The organism is Sporosarcina sp. PTS2304 (assembly GCF_003351785.1).
In the GTDB taxonomy this organism is placed as follows: domain Bacteria; phylum Bacillota; class Bacilli; order Bacillales_A; family Planococcaceae; genus Sporosarcina.
Window position 1 is genome coordinate 1,898,771 of sequence record NZ_CP031230.1, and the last position, 19,100, is coordinate 1,917,870.

Genomic DNA, 19,100 nt, shown 5'->3' on the forward strand with positions numbered 1-19,100 from the left:
AGGAGTAGGGTAAGTGACTTCTCCTTTGGTGGTGCAGAAAAATAGTATACGTGCTAGGATTCTCCCGAGAGAAACCGGACGCTTTCCTGAGGGCACGCGGCGGACTCGCCAAAAGTGCGTGGCGATTACGCCTGTCGTGCTGATCCTCCAAGAGTCGCCGGTTCTTCCGGGAGAATCCTTGACTTAGTGTTCGTAAGTCAGTCTGTGTTCGTCCAGAAATAGAGTATGGTAAGTTCCGCTTTCTGAACAGTGTGGGTGAAGCTTTAGATTGCCTGACTGAATATATATAGAGTCATTGCTTTTCCACTCAGTTCATCGAAACAGTCATAGTAGCTAAAACACTTCACCGCTATCTAACTTAAAAAACGGTCAGATTGTATCAGACAATTCTACTTGGTTTTCACCACATACAAAGAGCTATCAACCTGTCTTGCACACACTAAGTACGGCTTGGAGCTTACAGACGATCGACTCCGAGAGGTTTAGGACGACAGGCGTAAGCCGCATAACACGTTAGGTCAGCTTCACACCATCCGATCACCAAAGTCAAACTCGTTTTTCGTTATGCCTTTGTTTCTACTTCGTCCATCAGTTCTTCGATATATTTTTGTGCCGCTTGTGCTGCGATACTGCCGTCGCCTGTTGCTGTGACGACTTGACGCAATAACTTCTCGCGCACATCACCAGCCGCATAAATGCCGGGGATTTTTGTTTCCATAATATCATTCGTTTCAATATATCCGTTCTCGTCCAAAATACCAAGATCTTTGAACGGCTCTGTTAACGGATCCAATCCGATGTATACGAACATTCCTTCTGTTTCCATCTCGCGCTCTGAACCGTCTTCAGTAGAAACAAGTGTCACTGATCCGATTTTGCCATCTTTTTCGTTTACTTGCTTGACCGTTGTATTCCAGATGAAATCAATTTTGTCATTCGCAAATGCACGTTCTTGTACAATTTTTTGTGCACGCAACGTATCACGGCGGTGGATGATAGTTACTTTACTCGCAAAGCGTGTTAAGTAAGAACCTTCTTCAACTGCAGAGTCCCCTCCACCGATCACGACGATTTCTTTATCGCGGAAGAATGCACCATCACAAACTGCACAGTAACTAACGCCGCGGCCTGTTAACTCTGCTTCGCCTGGAATTCCCATCTTACGGTATTCTGCACCTGTCGTTAAAATAATGGCACGCGCTTTATAGCTCTTGTCGCCTACGTGAATCGTCTTATACTCATGTCCGTCTTCAATCTTCGTCACGTCGCCATAAGCATATTCTGCACCGAAACGCTTCGCATGTTCGAACATTTTAGTGGAAAGATCCGGGCCTAGAATCGTTTCGAACCCTGGATAGTTCTCAATGTCTTCTGTATTAGCCATCTGACCGCCCGGCATCCCTCTTTCTAGCATGAGTGTGGACATATTTCCACGTGCTGTATATACCGCTGCTGTCATACCGGCCGGACCTGCACCTACAATAATTACGTCATAAATTTTATCTGCTGACATGTTATTCGTTCCCCCTCAGTTTTCAATTACTCATTGTTTGATTGCTATAATGAAATCGTAGTAGAATTCCTAAACAAATTCAACTTAAATGCAACATGTTTTCCATTCAATCCGTTGGTTGTGGTAAAAATTCCATTAACTCATTCACATATTTCGTGACTGTAGATACGGAGATGCTATAGTTTTCCGCTATGGCTTTCTTCGTCACCTGCTCATCGCGGGATGTTTTGAACATGTATTCAACAGCTGCCGCAAGAGCACCCGGGTTAGTAAACGGATAATCTTGACTCAATGCATTTTCACATAAAGCGAACCACATTTGAAACAACTGTTCCCCGCGTTGATTCAACGGTTTATATTCATCATACAAATAGTCACAAATCATCAGTGCTCGCGCCAACGCTTTCTCCAACGTATTTTCCGCAATGAATGAATACTCCAGGCTGTGCGCCAAAAATAATTGCTCCGCTGCACTTAACTCATCCATATGAATATAGCCGGGATGGGAAAGAATCTCTTGCATATGAGAGGACTTGCCTAGTAAATACAGACCCATCATCCGCTCACTGCGGTAGGAACTGGAAATTTTCTGGATTAAAAATGCGACATCTTCTTCAAACGACTCAGGATCTACGTCGTCTTCCAATGAATTCCAAGGTTCAAAACCTTCTTTTGAAGGGTCCAAAATCAGCAATTTTTCATATGCTTGTTCTGCAACTTTTTGATGCCCGGTAAAAAAAGCAGCATTTGCAAGCCAAAAATAATACCCTACATCCCCTTGGAATCCACGTTTCTGTAAACTCCTCAGCCAATGATAGGCTTCTTCATAACGGCCGGTTAACGCAAATGTCGCACCTAATTTATATCGGTGCTCCAATTGATAAGGTTTGATCTTTGAAAGAAGTTCCATCATATGTCGAAGATTTTCTTCTTCGCGGCCATAGTAAAAGAAAACCGCCAAATTACATAGCGCGTGAATATTTCCCTTTTCTTCACGCAACACATCATAAAGAATTTCTTCCGCTTGTTTTTCTTTGCCGATATAGAAATAAGCGAGTGCTAAATTATTATGGATGGCCCATGTTTTCGGGTAATCCGCCAATAAGCCTTCCAATACTTCAATCGCTTCTTCAAAATTTCCTTCTTCCATCATTCGGCGCGCTTTCTCCTGCATAATTAACACTTCACCATCGACATCTTCGCTTTCTTCAAGAAACATTTCCTCTTGATCAGCGAACTCGGCGATTTCATGTGCTTCTTCCATGAAAAAGCCTTCCGGAGCCATGCCGATATACTTCATCGCGTATTGCTTTGCTTCACGCAATAAACCCAGATGTGCATGGACTTCTGCTAAATAAAAAGTAGTCTCTTCATTATTCGGCTCTAACGTATCGGCTTTTTTCAGCAGCTCATAGGCATCTTCAAAACGACCGACTTCCATGATGAAGACACCGTACTCCATATGAGTCAATGCATCATCAGTGTTTAACTCCAATGCACGCTTATAATATTTCTCCGCATCCGAAAACTGCTCACGCTGCATAGCCTGCATAGCACGTTTGCGGTAAAAGTCTCCGTCAGGCAGAAACGATATAATATTCTTTTTATTGTACCTTTGATTTTTTTCCAATCGAACTCCTCCGAAAAAGTGAGAGGGACGTTCTAGACGTCCCTCTCTGCAATCTTCCTTCCATTATAGCACAACTATCTTGTACGTCGGTCATTTGCTGTCCTTTGTTGCACGCAACTTCATTTCCTCAGCGGTATAGATGATACGCACAGGATTACCACCCGCAAAACAGCCGGCCGGAATGTCGCGATTGACTAGCGAAGCCGCTGAAACAATCGCACCATCTCCAATCGTAATGCCCGGCAAAATCGTCGTATTCGCCCCGATCAACACATGACTGCCGATTTCTACATCCCCGATTCGGTATTCATCGATCAAATATTCATGAGCTAAAATAGTTGAATTAAAACCAATAATGGAATTTTCCCCAACAGAGATGCGCTCAGGAAACATGACGTCCGGAACGACCATCAACGCAAAAGCTGTATTTTTTCCAACTTTCATTCGTAAAAACAATCGATACAACACATTTTTCCAAGAGACAAATGGAGTGTATCGCGCAATTTGAATGACAAGGAAATTTTTCGCTACTTTGAAAATCGATACTGTACGGTAAATATGCCAAAGAGAATTCGCATCGCCTTTAGAAGGATACCGCTCTGTCCGTCTCATAGCTCTCTTCCTTCTACGATTGGCAAGAGATCAGACATATGATGCAACATAAAGTCCGGCTTAAATGTTTGCAAGTAGTCTTCTCCTTTTAACGCCCAGGCAACCGCTGCTGTACGAACCCCGGCATTTTGGCCACCTAAAATATCGTGGAAGTTATCCCCGATCATTAGAGCTTCCTGCGGCGTGCTTCCTAAGCGCTCTAAAGCGAGCAGTAAAGGTTCAGGATCAGGTTTTGGGTTCGTAATATCATCCAGTCCGATAACAGTCTCAAAATAGCTTGTAATGCCTAACAGCGTTAACCCTCTTTCAACCATATCACGCTTCTTCGTCGAAACGACCGCCATCTTGATCCCGCGTGTTTGTAACTCATGCAGTGTATCAGTCACTCCTTCGAATTCCGTCACCACCGCATCATGATTGGCTGTATTCCACTCACGGTATTGCTGAATTAACTGCTCTGTCTTGTCCGGTGCAATCGATGAGAATGTGTCGCGCAATGTCGGTCCTATAAACGGTAAAATATCTGGTCGTTTGAACTGTCCCGGAAAATGTTCATCGAGTACATGACGAAACGATGAGATGATTAATTCATTCGTATCCGCTAACGTTCCATCAAAATCAAATAATAACGTAGTAATCGGTTGATTAGTCAAAAACAGTGTCCTCCTTCGTAGTAGGTCGTTTCCAAAGCATGCTGACCGTCACAGTCAATGTAATGGCTGTGACTAACCGGATGATCAACAATGGCCAAATCGGAATGCCCAGTGGTAAAAATAATAATGTATCTTCTATGACTGCGTGACACGCCATTAGGAAAATAAAAGCCAATGTAATATCCCGTTTCGATACACCATCTTCTTGAACGGCTTGAATCATCACACCCGCGCCATAAGCGAGACCGATCAATAATCCCGCGACGAGCGTCATGGAAGCATTTGGTTTCACACCGATTAATTTAGTAAACGGCGAAATACTTGTTGAGAAACGAGCTAAATAATTTCGATCTTTAATGAATTGCACGAACAACATTAACGGAATGACGATTAACGCTAATTGCAGCACGCCATAAGTTGCTTTTTCCGCTCCCAAGAGGAAAATTTGCCAAAATCCTTCCGGAACGACTTGTGCTTGTGGAGTCATCCCGTATTGCGCAATTTCAGAACCGCCCGTCCATAGCAAGTTAATAAGTATACCGGCCAATGCAGCCAATCCAAGTCTAACTACTATGACGAGCCATAATTTTACTCCGACTTTTAAAGCAACGGCTGTTTCGATGAATAAGTTATGCGCAAAACTGATCATCACCGCAATGATGAACACTTCTTTCACTGTCAGCTCCAATGAAATAATTCCCGCAATTCCCGCATACAAATTCAACGCATTTCCGAGGACGACCGGTACAGCCGCCTCTCCGCGCAAGCCAAATATGTGCATGAGCGGCGCGACCATTTCTACTAGCCACGGAAGAATTGGAGTAAATTGCAGCATCGTAACGAGAAGCGTAATCGGGAATATGATCTTACCAAGTGCCCACGTAGTTTTCAATCCTACTTGTAAACCACTTCGCATCGTATTCATGAAAGGGATATTAGGTTGTTTTGTCATTGTAATTTTCTTTCACTTTCATAATATATCTGCGATAAATCAAAATCACAATTCCAATGACTACCCCCGTTACAGACACTAACTGCGCCGCACGTAAACTGCCGATTACATACAAACTATCCGTACGCATGCCTTCTATGAAAAAGCGACCGATCGAATACCAAATGACGTAAAATAAAAAGATTTCCCCGCGCTTCATCTTGACTGCGCGTCGAATGACCAAAATCAAAATTAATCCCACTACATTCCACAACGACTCATACAGAAACGTCGGATGATAGGTAATACCGTCAATCGTCATTTGATTCATGATCCAATCGGGAATAATCGTCTGTTCTTTAAAGGCTTCCGAAACAGGTCCGCCGTGCGCTTCCTGGTTCATAAAATTACCCCAACGACCGATAATCTGACCGATCAATAAACCGGGTGCTGTAATATCTGCCACCTTCCAAAACGATACACCGCGCTTCTTACAAAAAATGACCGCTGTAATGACAGCACCGATGAGCGCACCGTGTATCGCGATACCGCCATTCCAAATTTGTATGATCTGTCCAGGATGATCTTTATAGAAATCCCACGTGAAGATGACATAATAAATCCGTGCACTAATGATGGAAATCGGAATCGCCCAAATGAGCATATCTGTCAAAAAGTCCGGGTGCATGCCTCTCTTTAGCATTTCACGTTGGACTACTAAAAACCCTAAAATAATTCCTAATGCGATTAGAATACCGTACCACCGAACTTCGATGGCTGTATCCGCACTTCCAATTCTAATTGCGACAGGGTTAATCGCCAGTAACAATAAGTTCACTTAGTCGCGCTCCTCTTCTTCTAGTAGTTCTGCGTTCTCTGCGATGGCTTGGTCTAAACGCTTCGTGAATTCTTCAGCCGCATTATGGCCGAGACGCTTCATCCGGTAATCCATTGCCGCTACTTCAATAATGACAGCAATATTCCGCCCGGGTCGAACAGGTACTGATAGTTTCGTAATTTGTGAATCTAATATTTCAATTTTCTCTTCATCAATCCCTAACCGATCGTAATGTTTTTTCTCGTCCCAAATTTCCAAATCGACCGCTAATAACACCCGCTTATCGTCTTTTACAGAACTAGCACCAAATAACGTCATTAAATCAATGATTCCCACCCCACGAATTTCCAGCATATGCTTAAGAAGTTTCGGTGACGTACCAATCAAGACGTTTTCAGATACTTGACGAATTTCGACTGAATCATCCGCCACCAGTCTATGGCCTTTTTTAATGAGTTCCAATGCAGTCTCACTTTTTCCTACCCCGCTGCCACCAGTGATTAAGACCCCTACCCCGTAGACGTCGACTAACACACCATGAACTGTAGTCATCGGTGCTAACTGACCGACTAAGTAATTGGTCAGCATTCCTGAAAACTGTGTCGTCTTGTAATCCGTTCGCAGTACAGGGATCCCTTTCTCTTCCGCTAATTGTCCAAGCTCTTTCGGACCTTCTTCTCCATGCGCAATGATAAATGCCGGCGTGTCAATGGAACAAAGACGCTCCAATCTTTTTCTGCGTGTCACCGCAGGCAATGTTTCTAAAAAAGACATTTCTTTTCGGCCGATGACTTGTACACGTTCCGATGGATAATAGTCAAAATAACCTGCCATTTCCAATCCTGGTCGTGAAATATCACTCATATGAATCTCCCGATGAATGCCGTCATGTCCAGCGATCAATTCCAATGAAAATTGATTCATAATATCTTCCACTGTCAATTCATACATAAAGTTCCCCACTTTCTACTTACGTAAGCTGTTCGTCTGTTGTTTATTTTAACATGAAGGAAAAGAAAAGAAATGGATTGCTTCTTATCGTCTCCTTTTTACAAGTTTCCTCTATATAGAGGATAAAGGAGAGTGAACTAAATTGACACTAATAATTGTTGACGCAGGCCATGGACCGGAAACTCCAGGCAAGCGGACACCTGACGGCAAGCTTCGGGAATTCCATTTTAATGTAGCAGTTGCAGAATGGGTGGGGAAGTTTTTACGTGCGGAAGGCATACAAGTACATTACACACACACGATTTCTAGAGACGTCCCATTGCATGAACGGACAGCAACCGCGAATCGATTGCGTGCAGATGCCTTCGTTTCGATCCACGCAAATGCCTATGGGACCGGGTGGAATGATGCACAAGGAATCGAGACGTATATTTACCCTCGCGCCAGTAAAAGTTCAGCGGTTCTGGCGTCAAATGTACAAAGTGCGCTAATTGCAGCTTGCAAGCGCGTCGATCGAGGTGTGAAAAAAGCTGATTTTGCTGTTTTGCGCGATACTCATATGCCAGCGATTCTTGCGGAATGTGGCTTCATGTCCAATCAAACCGAAGCAACCCTTTTACAAAATAAAGAATACCAGCTACAATGCGCCCGCGCGCTGACATTCGGCATCCTTTGTTGGTTATATGCTAAATAAAAAAACACACCTGATGCGCCGGCATGAACGGGCTCGTCAGGTGTGTTTTCGCTATTACTTAGATTTCAACTGAATTATAACGCACCATTACAGAGCCTGTTTTAGATTCTCCGATAATTTGAATAGGTGCTTGTTCTTCGTTTTCCACTGTTTTACCAAAACGAATCGTACGGTGTAAAAATTGTTCTTGCTCTTCCACACGTGATACGTCTTTTAGCTGTAAGTCCAGCTTGCCCATATTGGATGAAATTTCCCCTTTGACCGCTAAAGAAGAAGGGAAATACAACTCTACCGCTCCGCTAATGGATTTTGCTTCTAAACATCTAGCCTTTGCTGATGTAGTAGTCAATGTCACATTCCCATTCAATGACTTCGCTTCAATAGCGACTACTTCCCCATCTACATAGACTCGACCATTCAACGTTTCCGTCTCTAGCTTATCCCCATGTACTTTCAACAAGCGCACCATACCATTGGCCGTTTGGATTTCTGCTTCGTCAAACTTGATATTTGAACATTCGATTTTCCCGTTCGCTGTTTTAATGCGTAAGTCATTGCATTCAATGCCTTCTACTGAACAAGCGCCATTTAATAAACGGACGGATAATTTCCCGTACATTGCAGCGGGGACGTACAGCTTCAGATTGACTTGCAACATTTTCAAATCACTGCTGATACGTAGTTTCTTGCCATCTTTTATAAATAATAATTTGTCTAGGAACTGACTCAACGCTTCTGTTTCAGAATCATTATTGAAATGCTTAACGGTGAACATCGCTGTAATTTCTCCATCATCAGACGGATGAATTTCCACTGCCCCATGATCGATATCGATCAGTAGATCTTCAATATCTTCCGCCGACTTTTTCTCCACATGTGTGAAAGCTACAGACTTGCTGAAAGGTGCTTCAAAATCGAACTCTTTTACACGATGAACCGCTGTATCCATAAATTGCATAAAGCGATCTCCAGCTGTCATGAATTCCTTGCGAATATCTTCAAAAAAAGCATCTGCTGATGGTTTCTCCTCTTCCGCTGTTGCGTGTGATTCATTTCCCATCGCTTCCAATAGTTTAAGTGCTTCGTCGGCTGTAATCTTTCCTTCTTCAAGCAAAGTAAGTATTCGTACACGTTCGTTTTGCATGACGCAATTCCTCCTCGTTTTTGAACATTCCGTTCATTTCCTACTTATTTATACGGTTGTGCTTGTAAAAAGTTTCATTCGATTATTTTTTCGCCGTTTTTTTTATTTGTTCTTTCATTCGATTGCGATCCCTTTCAAGAATGGAATGCAAGTACTTCCCAGTATATGATTCTTTCACTTCCGCAATTTCTTCCGGTGTCCCCGTCGCTACAATCTCTCCACCTTTATCTCCGCCTTCAGGACCTATATCAATAATATGATCGACAGTTTTAATGACGTCTAAATTATGCTCAATGACAAGAACCGTATTGCCGCCATCCACCAACCGCTGTAGCACATCTAATAATTTCGCAATATCGTGGACGTGAAGACCTGTCGTCGGCTCGTCTAAAATATAAAACGACTTTCCAGTGGAACGTTTATGCAGCTCAGACGCCAGCTTCACTCGCTGTGCTTCACCACCCGACAGTGTCGTTGCTGGCTGACCCAACTGTACGTAACCAAGTCCTACATCCACAATCGTTTGTAACTTACGATGAATTTTAGGGATATTCTCAAAAAATACGACTGCATCTTCCACTGTCATCGCTAGCACATCTGCAATATTCTTTCCTTTGTATGTCACTTCGAGTGTCTCGCGATTGTATCGTTTCCCATGGCACACTTCACAAGGAACATATACATCGGGCAAAAAGTGCATTTCAATCTTAATAATTCCGTCTCCACGACAAGCTTCGCAACGACCGCCTTTGACGTTGAAACTGAAACGGCCTTTTTTATAGCCACGGACTTTCGCTTCATTGGTCATCGCAAACACATCGCGGATATCATCAAATACACCTGTATACGTTGCTGGATTGGAGCGAGGTGTCCGTCCGATAGGCGACTGGTCGATATCGATGACTTTTTCTAACTGTTCAACCCCTGTCACGCTATCGAATTTTCCGGGTTTTTGTTTTGAACGATTCAATTTTTGTGCCAATGTTTTATGCAATATTTCATTCACTAATGTACTTTTCCCAGACCCTGACACACCTGTAACAGCGATGAATTGACCTAGCGGGAATTCAACATCGATCTGCTTTAAGTTGTTTTCAGCAGCACCTTTAATCACGATACTTCGTTCATCTCTCGGTCTGCGTGAGACTGGTAAAGGGATAAATTTCTTTCCGCTTAAATACTGTCCTGTTAAAGACTTTTTATTTTTCATTACTTTTGCAGGAGTTCCCGCAGCGACTACTTCACCACCCGCTACACCTGCGCCTGGACCGATATCTATTAAGTAATCGGCTGCCATCATCGTATCTTCATCATGTTCCACTACGATTAATGTATTTCCGATATCACGCATGTTTTGAAGCGTACCGATTAACCGATCGTTATCCCGTTGGTGTAAACCAATTGACGGTTCATCTAAAATATAAAGTACTCCTGTCAGTCGGGAACCGATTTGTGTAGCCAGACGGATACGCTGTGCCTCTCCCCCCGACAACGTTCCGGCTGCGCGTGATAAGTTTAAGTAATCCAACCCCACATTAATTAAAAACCCTAAACGTTCCTGAATTTCTTTTAAAATCATATCCGCAATTTGCGCGTCTTTTTCGGAAAGCTTCAATTGCTCAAAAAACTTCACCGTCTCCACAATGGAGCGCTCCGTAATTTTTCCGATATGCTGACCGTCAACCAATACTGAAAGCGACTCTTTCTTCAAACGGTATCCTTCACATGATGGACACGGCTTTTCAGTCATATATTTACCCATTTGTTCACGAATATAGTCAGAAGATGTTTCGTGATAGCGTCGTTCAACATTCCGTAGCACACCTTCGAAAAATATATTGCTGTCTCGCGTATTGCCGAATTCATTTGTATAACGGAAGTGGATCTTCTCTTTACTGGATCCTTTCAACAGCTTCTGCACATCTTCATCCGCCAGCTCGCTAACCGGCACGTCCATCGCAATTTTATAATGCTTGGCAACCGTCGCTAATAGTTCCGGATAGTATTGTGAACTGGTCGGTTCCCAAGGAGCAATGGCGTGTTCTTTCAGTGTCAAATCTCCGTTAGGTATAACTAGCTCCGGATCGACTTCAAGCTTCATCCCTAGTCCGTCACATTCCGGACAGGCACCGAACGGACTGTTAAATGAAAACATCCGCGGCTCTAGTTCACCTATAGAAAATCCGCATAACGGGCAAGCGTGATGTTCACTGAAAAACAACTCTTCTTCCCCTATGACATCTACAATAACATTACCGTCCGCCAAGCGCAGTGCGGACTCCAATGAATCACTTAAACGTGTCTCCACGCCTTCTTTCATGACGATGCGGTCGATCACGATTTCAATCGTATGTTTTTTATTTTTATTGAGCTCGATATGATCATCTAGGTCAATCGTTTCTCCATTTACTCGAATCCGTACATACCCTTGTTTCTTTATATCTTCAATTAACTTCGCATGTGTCCCTTTACGCTCCGAAATAATCGGTGCCAATATTTGAATACGTGTACGTTCAGGTAGTTCTACTACACGATCCACCATTTGCTGTACGGTTTGTGTAGATATCTCGATCCCGTGAATCGGACAGAAAGGTTTCCCTACACGCGCATACAGTAAACGCAAGTAATCATAAATCTCTGTTACTGTGCCGACTGTAGACCGGGGATTTTTACTCGTCGTCTTTTGATCGATTGAAATCGCAGGAGATAATCCTTCAATCGCATCAACATCAGGTTTGTCCATCTGTCCAAGAAATTGACGGGCATAAGCAGATAAAGATTCTACATAACGCCGTTGTCCCTCTGCGTAAATCGTATCAAACGCAAGTGATGATTTCCCTGAACCCGATAAACCCGTGAGCACAACTAGTTGGTCACGGGGAATCTTAACAGTAATATCTTTTAAATTATGGGCTCTCGCTCCTTGTATGATGAGTTCCTTATTTTTCATTCGGTCTCTACCTTTCTGCCTTCAGTTCTATGACCGTGTCTCGTAACTCGGCAGCCCTTTCGAAGTCGAGGGCTTTTGCTGCTTCTTTCATTTCTTTTTCTAACTTTATGAGCAATAATTCTTTATCATCTTTTGAAAGCTTCTTGCCATCCGTCAGACGTTTCAAGTACGACTCTGATTCTTCAGCTACTTGTGTCGCACGAATAATTTCACGGATCGGCTTTTTGATCGTTGTAGGGGTAATATTATGTTCTTTATTATAAGCCATCTGAATTTCACGACGGCGCTCTGTCTCCCCAATCGCTTTCTTCATGGAGTCAGTCATCTTATCCGCATACATGATGACGCGGCCTTCAGAGTTACGTGCAGATCGTCCAATCGTCTGAATTAACGCACGTTCCGAACGCAAGAAGCCTTCTTTGTCAGCATCCAAAATGGCGACTAATGACACTTCCGGTATATCAATTCCTTCTCTCAGTAAGTTAATACCGATCAATACGTCATACGTTCCTAATCGAAGCTCCCGAATGATTTCCGTTCGCTCAAGTGTCTTGACGTCTGAATGGAGGTACTGTACTTTAATGCCGATATCTTTCAAGTAATCCGTCAAGTCTTCTGACATCTTCTTAGTCAACGTCGTAATTAATACACGTTCATCACGCTCGATACGCAACTGAATCTCATCCAGCAAGTCATCAATCTGTCCTTCAATCGGACGCACTTCGATAACGGGATCCAATAAACCTGTCGGGCGAATGATTTGCTCTACCATTTCGTCGGTATGTTCAATTTCATAAGGTCCAGGCGTAGCTGAAATATACATAGCTTGGCTAATATGTTCTTCAAACTCTTCGAACATTAACGGACGGTTGTCTAATGCGGAAGGAAGGCGGAAGCCATGTTCCACCAATACTTTCTTACGAGCTTGGTCTCCGTTGTACATCCCACGAATTTGCGGCAGTGAAACGTGACTTTCATCCACAACGATTAAAAAATCGTCAGGGAAATAATCGAGTAGTGTATAAGGCGTAGCTCCTGCTTCTCGTAGTGTCAAATGCCGTGAATAGTTTTCAATACCTGAACAGAAACCCATCTCGCGCATCATTTCCAAGTCATAGCGCGTACGTTGTTCCAAGCGTTGCGCTTCAAGTAATTTATCATTTTCACGTAAATATTTTAGCTGTTGTTCTAGTTCAATCTCAATATTATCTATGGCTTTCAGTAATTTTTCTTCACGGGTAACGAAGTGGGAACCCGGGAAGATGGCTACGTGGTCACGATCCCCGATCACTTCACCTGTTAACGCATCCACTTCACGAATCCGCTCAATTTCATCTCCAAAGAACTCCAATCGAATGCAGCGCTCATCACGTGCAACAGGGAATACTTCGACCACGTCACCTCTTACACGGAATGTTCCTCGTGTGAAGTTAATGTCATTGCGCTCATATTGGATATCTACGAGCTTGCGTAATAATTCATTGCGCGGAACTTCCATGCCTTTGCGTAGAGAATAGACCATTTCATTGTATTCTTCCGGGGAACCGAGCCCGTATATACAAGACACGGATGCCACAATGAGTACGTCATTTCGTTCAAATAATGAACTGGTGGCGGAGTGCCGAAGTTTGTCAATCTCGTCATTAATAGAGGAATCTTTTTCAATGTACGTATCCGTTTGCGGCACATAAGCTTCCGGTTGATAAAAATCATAGAAACTGACAAAATATTCTACTGCATTATTTGGAAAAAACTCTTTGAACTCGCTATATAATTGACCGGCCAATGTTTTATTATGTGCAATGACCAGGGTAGGTTTATTAATTTCGGTGAGAACGTTGGAAACGGTGAATGTTTTCCCAGTTCCTGTCGCACCTAGTAATGTTTGATGCTTCTTACCTTCTCGCAGGCCCCCAACAAGACTAGCAATTGCTTTAGGTTGATCTCCTTGTGGTGTGTAAGGTGCCTGTAATTGAAATGTTTCGTTCACTAGTTTCCACTCCCATTCTAAAAACACCTAGTCTTTCTATTTTACCACAATACGCGTTTTTTCTAAAGAATTAACGAACGTACGTTTTAAACTTTATGTTATGTATGTAATCATACCCTTTTGCGATATAAAGAAACGCGTAGTTTAGAGTCGGGGGAATGACTTTTCCTTTGGTGGTGCAGAAAAATAGTATACGTGCTAGGATTCTCCCTGCAGAACCGGACGCTTTCCTGAGGGTGCGCGGCGGACTCGCCAGAAGTGCATTGGCGATTACGCCTGTCGCACTGATCCTCCAGGAGTCGCCGGTTCTTCCGGGAGAATCCTTGAATTTGTGTTCGTAAGTCAGTTTGTGTTCGTCCAGAAATAGAGTATGGTAAGCTCTACTTCCTGAACAGTGTAGATAAAGCTTTGGATTGCCTGATTGAATACATATAGAGTCATTGCTTTTTCCACTCAGTCCATTGAAACAGTCATAGTAGCCAGCAACACTTCACCGCTTTTTAACTTCAAAAACGATCGCATGGTATCAGACAATTTTACTTGGTTTTTACTACCTACAAAGAGTGATCAACCTGTCTTACATACACAAAGTCCGGCTGAAGCTGGAAAACGATCGACTCCGAGAGGATCAGGAAAAGCCGTAGCGAAGGACGGCTTTTGCGAGTGAAGCGCAGCGAGAAGGAGCACATCTTTGCATTTGACAGGCGTAACCCGCAGCGCTTGACGGTCCGCCGCGTCCCCTCCGGAAAGCGTATCGTCTGGAAGCGCAAGCCGCATGACATTCTAAGTCAGTCTCACCACATTCAATCTTCTACTTTCATAAACGAACACAAGATATCAAACACACGAAAAAGCGTAAAGGATGAAGTGTCCTTTACGCTTTTTCGTGTTATGTCCAAACCGCTTTTTGTTTACAATTCTAAATGATATTCTTGTTCTTCTGAAAGGTCGATTAATTGTTGTGTGTAGCGTTCAAATGCTTCTTTGTCATTGCGATCCAAGGCGTCATCAATCAGGTTCATAATACGGGCTTGCGTTTGCTCTCGGTGAATATGTTGCAGAAATAAATCCCAATAAATTTCGTTTAGTAATTTTTCCGCCTGGAGAGAAGTACTGTTATTCCCTACGGCTTTTAAAAACTCAGCATATGAATTGTTATTGTTCATCTCTCTCACCCCTGATACCTTTTAGTAATTATATATGCAATGAAACATGAATTGCAACTACAAATCTAACTATTCGAACTTTTGAATTATTTTCATTCATTTCATGCAAAGAGAACTAGGTATATATATTCAGACAATTTCGTCGTTTCGCAAAAATACTGTCTTCCTTAGATTTCTTTCACTTGTTCCTTCGTCAAACGGATCGTCGCTTCTCCTATTATCCAAGCGATCAGTGCGATCAATACGGGCGTCAAGCTAAGACCGTATAGCGGTAAAGCTACCAGCAATAGGATACTAGCTTGTAACCAAATGAGTTTTCTAACTAACGAACGCACTGCTGTACTCTGGGACTTTTCTTGCTCTTCAGGATATAACTGATCCATCGTAAATTCCACTCCGCCTTCCAGCGCTAGGATAAGCTGTACCGCCGTAGCGAAGGCTAATGCGCCAACGAAGATAAATGACACGATAGGTAGCGGTATTAAGAAAGCGCCTAAAGCGGATAATGCAGTGAGCCGCAACCAGAGCCAAAATGTATCATCTGTCCGGATAAATGTTCGAACGACTAAATAAGACTGCACGTCGCGACGCTTGAACGTCGAACGCTTCATAGCAAACTTTAGCCAATTTCGTTTACTGACCGAACCGACTAAATGCGGTACCTCAGTAAAGTAATTAGCAAATCTATAAAAACGCATCATACGGTTTTGTTCCAATTCAATAAACTGCTCGTACGGGAACGGATACTGATCAGATTTCTTCTCCCAGAACTTCGCATAGAGAATAGCAAATGCAATCCCTGCTACAAAGACGATCGGACCCCAAAGTAAACCTAAATAGATCACAATAAATGCAGCGAGTAAACGAATGATCCGGTCCGGCCAAATAAATTCAGGTGCCGCGATACGGACATTGAATTCAGTTCGTACATACGCACCTTTGACCGCAATGATCCACAGCATAGTAAGCAAATACTCTAGGCCTGTCCCTACATCAGTCGCGCGTAAAAGAGGCAAAGCCACAACCATCGAAATGAGCGGTAATGGCAATTGAGAAAATGTAGACCATGTCAATGAACGTTTCATATAGTTGGGTAATTGATGTTCAAGCGGTAAAAAATACACAATATCTGCTGGTTTCAATAATGTAGTAGGTGCTGATTTCATCAACAATAATGCAATGATTATGGCTACAATCGATAGCGATGGAAAGCTTACAGGCACTTCTTTCAGCCATTCACTATACGCATACCCGCCAGCACCGATCGCAAACATGAAGACGATTGCCAAGTGCCCCGTAAATACATAACGCATATATTTCTGTAATTCATTGACGTAATGAAAGAAACGCTGGCTCCAAATATCATGCATGCTGTTCATGATCAGATTCCTCAGTCATCGCAATGTATAAATCATCCAATGTAGCATCGGGACGACCGAACGCTCTGCGTAAATCATCCATCGTGCCATTCGCTCGAACGCGACCTTCATGCAGTAAAATGATGCGATCACAATACTTCTCCGCAGTCGCTAGTACGTGAGTGGACATGAGGATAGATGCGCCTGCGTTTTTACGCTCAATGATTTGATCAAGTAATGCGCGAATCGCCAATGGATCGAGTCCAACAAACGGCTCATCGATAATATATAATTTAGGTTCTACAAGAAATGCACACATAATCATGACTTTTTGACGCATCCCTTTCGAGAAATGCGCCGGGAACCATTTCAAACGTTTTTCCATTCGGAATTCTTTCAGTAACTGTTCTGTACGAATTTCGAACTGTTGCTTGTCCAATCCGTACGCCATCGCAGTCAGTTCCAGATGCTCCTGCAAAGTCAATTCTTCGTATAATACAGGCGTCTCCGGAATATAACTGAATGATTGGCGGTAATGCGCTTTGTCGCTGAACGTTGCCCCGTCAATAGTAATAGTTCCTTGCAAAGGATTCATGACCCCAATAATATGCTTAATTGTCGTACTCTTCCCTGCACCATTTAATCCGATTAAGCCAACCAGTTCGCCTTTTTCAATCTTGAATGAAAGGTCGTGCAGTACAGGTTTGCGCGTATACCCACCGGTTACATCTTGTAGTTCTAGGATTGCCATTCTATTTCCTCCTATCTTCCTTTTCATTTTAGCAAAGAATTTATAAAATTGCTTTCTCTGCCTTCGTTAACTATCAGAAAATATGCTACAATACATCCAAACATGAAAGGAAGTGTAGAAATGACCTCATGTATTTTCTGCAAAATTGTAGAAGGAACGATCCCGGGAGAAAAAGTGTACGAAGACGAGCACGTCATTGCCTTCATGGATATTATGCCTGTTACGAAAGGCCACGTACTGTTAATCCCGAAAACGCATCGCGAAAACTTGTATGAATTGACAGAAGAAGAAGCAGCAAACTTATTTAAAGTAGCACCAAAAATCGCTAATGCATTGAAAGAAGAGTTTCAACCTACTGGGATGAATGTATTGCAAAACAACGGTTCATTCGCCGGTCAATCCGTTTTTCATTTCCATATGCACTTTATTCCACGTTACGACAAGTCGGACGGATTGCATGTAGAATTCAACTCGAAAGTGGAACAGTTCCCTATGGAAGTCGTTTCCGAAATCGCTGGCGACATTAAACAAAGACTGGAAGATTGATTGAAAATTATTCGTTCACTGCGTATTGAAAGAGAGTCAGGCGAGGAGCAAAATATTCGCCTGGCTGTACTGTGCAATCACGTGTAACGTTTGCGCCGTTTGAGAAACTGTAAACATATACCTCTTTCATTCTTTCGCTTTTATACGTAATTCAATAAAATGCTTTAGTTTGAATAATAATTTCTCAATCTCTATTGCCCATCTGCGGGTTGCATGCTTTAATAATATAATAATCTAAAAAAGGAGTGTTTTCTATATGAAAGCGTCTACATTTTTTATTGGGCTAGCAGCAGGTGCTGTCACTTCAGCTGTGGCCGTACTATATTCTACACCACAACCAGGAAGCGAACTGCGCTCCAGCGTCAAAACCGCCTCTCGTGAAATGAGAGATAAGCTGAAAGATGTCAAAGGGAAAGTAGAAGACTTGAAAGAGTCTGTCACAGATTTATCTGAGGAAGCTAAAGAGTTGGTACCGGAGACTGTACAAGAGATGAAAGAATCAGTAGCTGACTGGAAGCGTTCTGCTGAACATAATAAGAAACGCTTGGAAAAAGAAATTTCGGCAATTCAACGTGCTCTTGAAGACTTAGAAAAGTCATTTAGCGCGCAATAAATATTCCCTCTACTGGATCAGCCGCAATCTTAGGGCTGATCCACTACTAAAGATAAACTGCAACCGTTGTAATGACTGTATGTTGCAGACATTTACTCACACTCCTAATTATTTTATTATTCCGTCTTTTTTATTTGTTGCTTTTTTGGTATAATAAATAAAAAGATAGAAAGAAAGCAGGTGCACCATGGCAGAGCAAAACATTTCACGCAAAGAAGCAATGATCTTTAATCAACGCGTTGCTCAAATGTCAAAAGCATTATGGAAAGCAGTTGAAAAAGATTGGCAACAATGGATTAAACCGTATGAACTGAATATTAATGAACATCATATTTTATGGATTGCTTTTCACTTAGAAGGTGCGACAATTTCTGATATAGCGAAATTTGGAGTGATGCACGTCTCTACAGCATTTAATTTCTCTAAAAAATTAGAACAACGTGAGCTACTATACTTTTCCAAAAAAAGTGATGACCGCCGGAATACATATGTAACTGTAACTGAAAAAGGTAAAAATCTTCTTATTGAAATGAATGCCAATTACCACAATAGAGATTACAGTGTTCTCCAAGGCTCACTACCTATCCGTGACATCTATGGGAAATTCCCTGAATTCCTTGAGGTCATGTCTGTCTTACGTAATATTTACGGAGACGATTTCATGGATATCTTCGAACGGGGCTTCCAAAATATCGAAAAGACCTACGAAGACGAAAATGATTATATCCAAAAATTTCAAACGGAAACATAAAAGCAAGCT

The 19,100-nt window shown here is 42.5% G+C and carries 17 protein-coding genes; 4 read left to right on the forward strand and 13 right to left on the reverse strand.

Going from position 1 to position 19,100, the window contains the following annotated elements; translation table 11 throughout:
* Window positions 1-562: 562 nt before the first annotated feature.
* The 7 genes from trxB to hprK form a co-directional block, all read right to left on the reverse strand.
* Window positions 563-1,513 carry a thioredoxin-disulfide reductase gene (gene trxB / locus DV702_RS09075; RefSeq protein ID WP_114924476.1) on the reverse strand — a complete coding sequence of 317 codons (951 nt, stop codon included), beginning with the start codon at window positions 1,511-1,513 and terminating at the stop codon, window positions 563-565.
* Window positions 1,514-1,619: 106 nt separating this feature from the next.
* On the reverse strand, window positions 1,620-3,143 hold the full coding sequence (locus DV702_RS09080; protein ID WP_114924477.1) for a tetratricopeptide repeat protein: 1,524 nt from the start codon (window positions 3,141-3,143) through the stop codon (window positions 1,620-1,622).
* A 90-nt stretch (window positions 3,144-3,233) separates the two neighbouring features.
* Window positions 3,234-3,755: an acyltransferase gene (locus DV702_RS09085; RefSeq protein ID WP_114924478.1), complete on the reverse strand. Its 522-nt coding sequence runs from the start codon at window positions 3,753-3,755 to the stop codon at window positions 3,234-3,236.
* Window positions 3,752-4,408, reverse strand: a complete 657-nt coding sequence (gene ppaX, locus DV702_RS09090) for a pyrophosphatase PpaX (RefSeq protein WP_114924479.1) — start codon at window positions 4,406-4,408, stop codon at window positions 3,752-3,754. Before ppaX ends, DV702_RS09085 begins: the two co-directional genes overlap by 4 nt.
* Window positions 4,401-5,333, reverse strand: coding sequence for a nucleoside recognition domain-containing protein (locus tag DV702_RS09095; protein ID WP_114925891.1), 933 nt, complete (start codon window positions 5,331-5,333; stop codon window positions 4,401-4,403). Before DV702_RS09095 ends, ppaX begins: the two co-directional genes overlap by 8 nt.
* Before the next feature lie 10 nt (window positions 5,334-5,343).
* Window positions 5,344-6,177: a prolipoprotein diacylglyceryl transferase gene (gene lgt, locus DV702_RS09100; protein WP_114924480.1), complete on the reverse strand. Its 834-nt coding sequence runs from the start codon at window positions 6,175-6,177 to the stop codon at window positions 5,344-5,346.
* The gene (gene hprK, locus DV702_RS09105) at window positions 6,178-7,128 is read right to left on the reverse strand and encodes an HPr(Ser) kinase/phosphatase (RefSeq protein ID WP_114924481.1); all 951 of its coding nucleotides are present in this window, start codon (window positions 7,126-7,128) and stop codon (window positions 6,178-6,180) included.
* A 142-nt stretch (window positions 7,129-7,270) separates the two neighbouring features.
* On the opposite strand from hprK, the gene DV702_RS09110 reads away from it, so the two are divergent.
* Window positions 7,271-7,822, forward strand: coding sequence for an N-acetylmuramoyl-L-alanine amidase family protein (locus tag DV702_RS09110; protein ID WP_114924482.1), 552 nt, complete (start codon window positions 7,271-7,273; stop codon window positions 7,820-7,822).
* A gap of 58 nt (window positions 7,823-7,880) precedes the next feature.
* Here the strand turns inward: DV702_RS09110 and DV702_RS09115 are convergent, their stop codons facing one another.
* From DV702_RS09115 to DV702_RS09145, 6 genes are all read right to left on the reverse strand, one after another.
* The gene (locus tag DV702_RS09115; RefSeq protein WP_114924483.1) at window positions 7,881-8,966 is read right to left on the reverse strand and encodes a DUF4097 family beta strand repeat-containing protein; all 1,086 of its coding nucleotides are present in this window, start codon (window positions 8,964-8,966) and stop codon (window positions 7,881-7,883) included.
* An 82-nt stretch (window positions 8,967-9,048) separates the two neighbouring features.
* Complete coding sequence (uvrA, locus tag DV702_RS09120; protein WP_114924484.1) at window positions 9,049-11,916, reverse strand: excinuclease ABC subunit UvrA; 2,868 nt, start codon at window positions 11,914-11,916, stop codon at window positions 9,049-9,051.
* 7 nt (window positions 11,917-11,923) lie between these two features.
* Window positions 11,924-13,906 carry an excinuclease ABC subunit UvrB gene (gene uvrB / locus DV702_RS09125; RefSeq protein WP_114924485.1) on the reverse strand — a complete coding sequence of 661 codons (1,983 nt, stop codon included), beginning with the start codon at window positions 13,904-13,906 and terminating at the stop codon, window positions 11,924-11,926.
* 911 nt (window positions 13,907-14,817) lie between these two features.
* A complete protein-coding gene (locus DV702_RS09135; protein ID WP_114924487.1) occupies window positions 14,818-15,072 on the reverse strand; it encodes an IDEAL domain-containing protein in 255 nt (84 codons plus the stop codon).
* 167 nt (window positions 15,073-15,239) lie between these two features.
* Window positions 15,240-16,451 (reverse strand): ABC transporter permease, encoded by a 1,212-nt coding sequence (locus DV702_RS09140; RefSeq protein WP_114924488.1) that lies wholly within the window; start codon window positions 16,449-16,451, stop codon window positions 15,240-15,242.
* Window positions 16,435-17,181 carry an ABC transporter ATP-binding protein gene (locus DV702_RS09145; RefSeq protein WP_114924489.1) on the reverse strand — a complete coding sequence of 249 codons (747 nt, stop codon included), beginning with the start codon at window positions 17,179-17,181 and terminating at the stop codon, window positions 16,435-16,437. The genes DV702_RS09140 and DV702_RS09145 overlap by 17 nt, the downstream gene beginning before the upstream one ends.
* A gap of 120 nt (window positions 17,182-17,301) precedes the next feature.
* Between DV702_RS09145 and DV702_RS09150 the strand changes: the two genes are divergently transcribed.
* The 3 genes from DV702_RS09150 to DV702_RS09160 all read left to right on the forward strand — a co-directional run bounded on the left by DV702_RS09150 (window position 17,302) and on the right by DV702_RS09160 (window position 19,091).
* Window positions 17,302-17,727 (forward strand): HIT family protein, encoded by a 426-nt coding sequence (locus tag DV702_RS09150; protein WP_114924490.1) that lies wholly within the window; start codon window positions 17,302-17,304, stop codon window positions 17,725-17,727.
* Between the two features lie 256 nt (window positions 17,728-17,983).
* Window positions 17,984-18,340: a YtxH domain-containing protein gene (locus DV702_RS09155; RefSeq protein WP_114924491.1), complete on the forward strand. Its 357-nt coding sequence runs from the start codon at window positions 17,984-17,986 to the stop codon at window positions 18,338-18,340.
* A gap of 187 nt (window positions 18,341-18,527) precedes the next feature.
* Window positions 18,528-19,091 carry an HTH-type transcriptional regulator Hpr gene (locus tag DV702_RS09160; protein WP_114924492.1) on the forward strand — a complete coding sequence of 188 codons (564 nt, stop codon included), beginning with the start codon at window positions 18,528-18,530 and terminating at the stop codon, window positions 19,089-19,091.
* The last annotated feature ends 9 nt before the right edge of the window (window positions 19,092-19,100 follow it).

What these genes read in the sequence shown, in the direction of transcription:
- trxB (WP_114924476.1), bottom strand. Translation starts at nt 1,513, where the DNA reads ATGTCAGCAGATAAAATTTATGACGTAATTATTGTAGGTGCAGGTCCG.
- DV702_RS09085 (WP_114924478.1), bottom strand. Translation starts at nt 3,755, where the DNA reads ATGAGACGGACAGAGCGGTATCCTTCTAAAGGCGATGCGAATTCTCTT.
- DV702_RS09095 (WP_114925891.1), bottom strand. Translation starts at nt 5,333, where the DNA reads ATGAATACGATGCGAAGTGGTTTACAAGTAGGATTGAAAACTACGTGG.
- hprK (WP_114924481.1), bottom strand. Translation starts at nt 7,128, where the DNA reads ATGTATGAATTGACAGTGGAAGATATTATGAATCAATTTTCATTGGAA.
- DV702_RS09115 (WP_114924483.1), bottom strand. Translation starts at nt 8,966, where the DNA reads ATGCAAAACGAACGTGTACGAATACTTACTTTGCTTGAAGAAGGAAAG.
- uvrA (WP_114924484.1), bottom strand. Translation starts at nt 11,916, where the DNA reads ATGAAAAATAAGGAACTCATCATACAAGGAGCGAGAGCCCATAATTTA.
- DV702_RS09135 (WP_114924487.1), bottom strand. Translation starts at nt 15,072, where the DNA reads ATGAACAATAACAATTCATATGCTGAGTTTTTAAAAGCCGTAGGGAAT.
- DV702_RS09140 (WP_114924488.1), bottom strand. Translation starts at nt 16,451, where the DNA reads ATGAACAGCATGCATGATATTTGGAGCCAGCGTTTCTTTCATTACGTC.
- DV702_RS09145 (WP_114924489.1), bottom strand. Translation starts at nt 17,181, where the DNA reads ATGGCAATCCTAGAACTACAAGATGTAACCGGTGGGTATACGCGCAAA.
- DV702_RS09150 (WP_114924490.1), top strand. Translation starts at nt 17,302, where the DNA reads ATGACCTCATGTATTTTCTGCAAAATTGTAGAAGGAACGATCCCGGGA.
- DV702_RS09155 (WP_114924491.1), top strand. Translation starts at nt 17,984, where the DNA reads ATGAAAGCGTCTACATTTTTTATTGGGCTAGCAGCAGGTGCTGTCACT.
- DV702_RS09160 (WP_114924492.1), top strand. Translation starts at nt 18,528, where the DNA reads ATGGCAGAGCAAAACATTTCACGCAAAGAAGCAATGATCTTTAATCAA.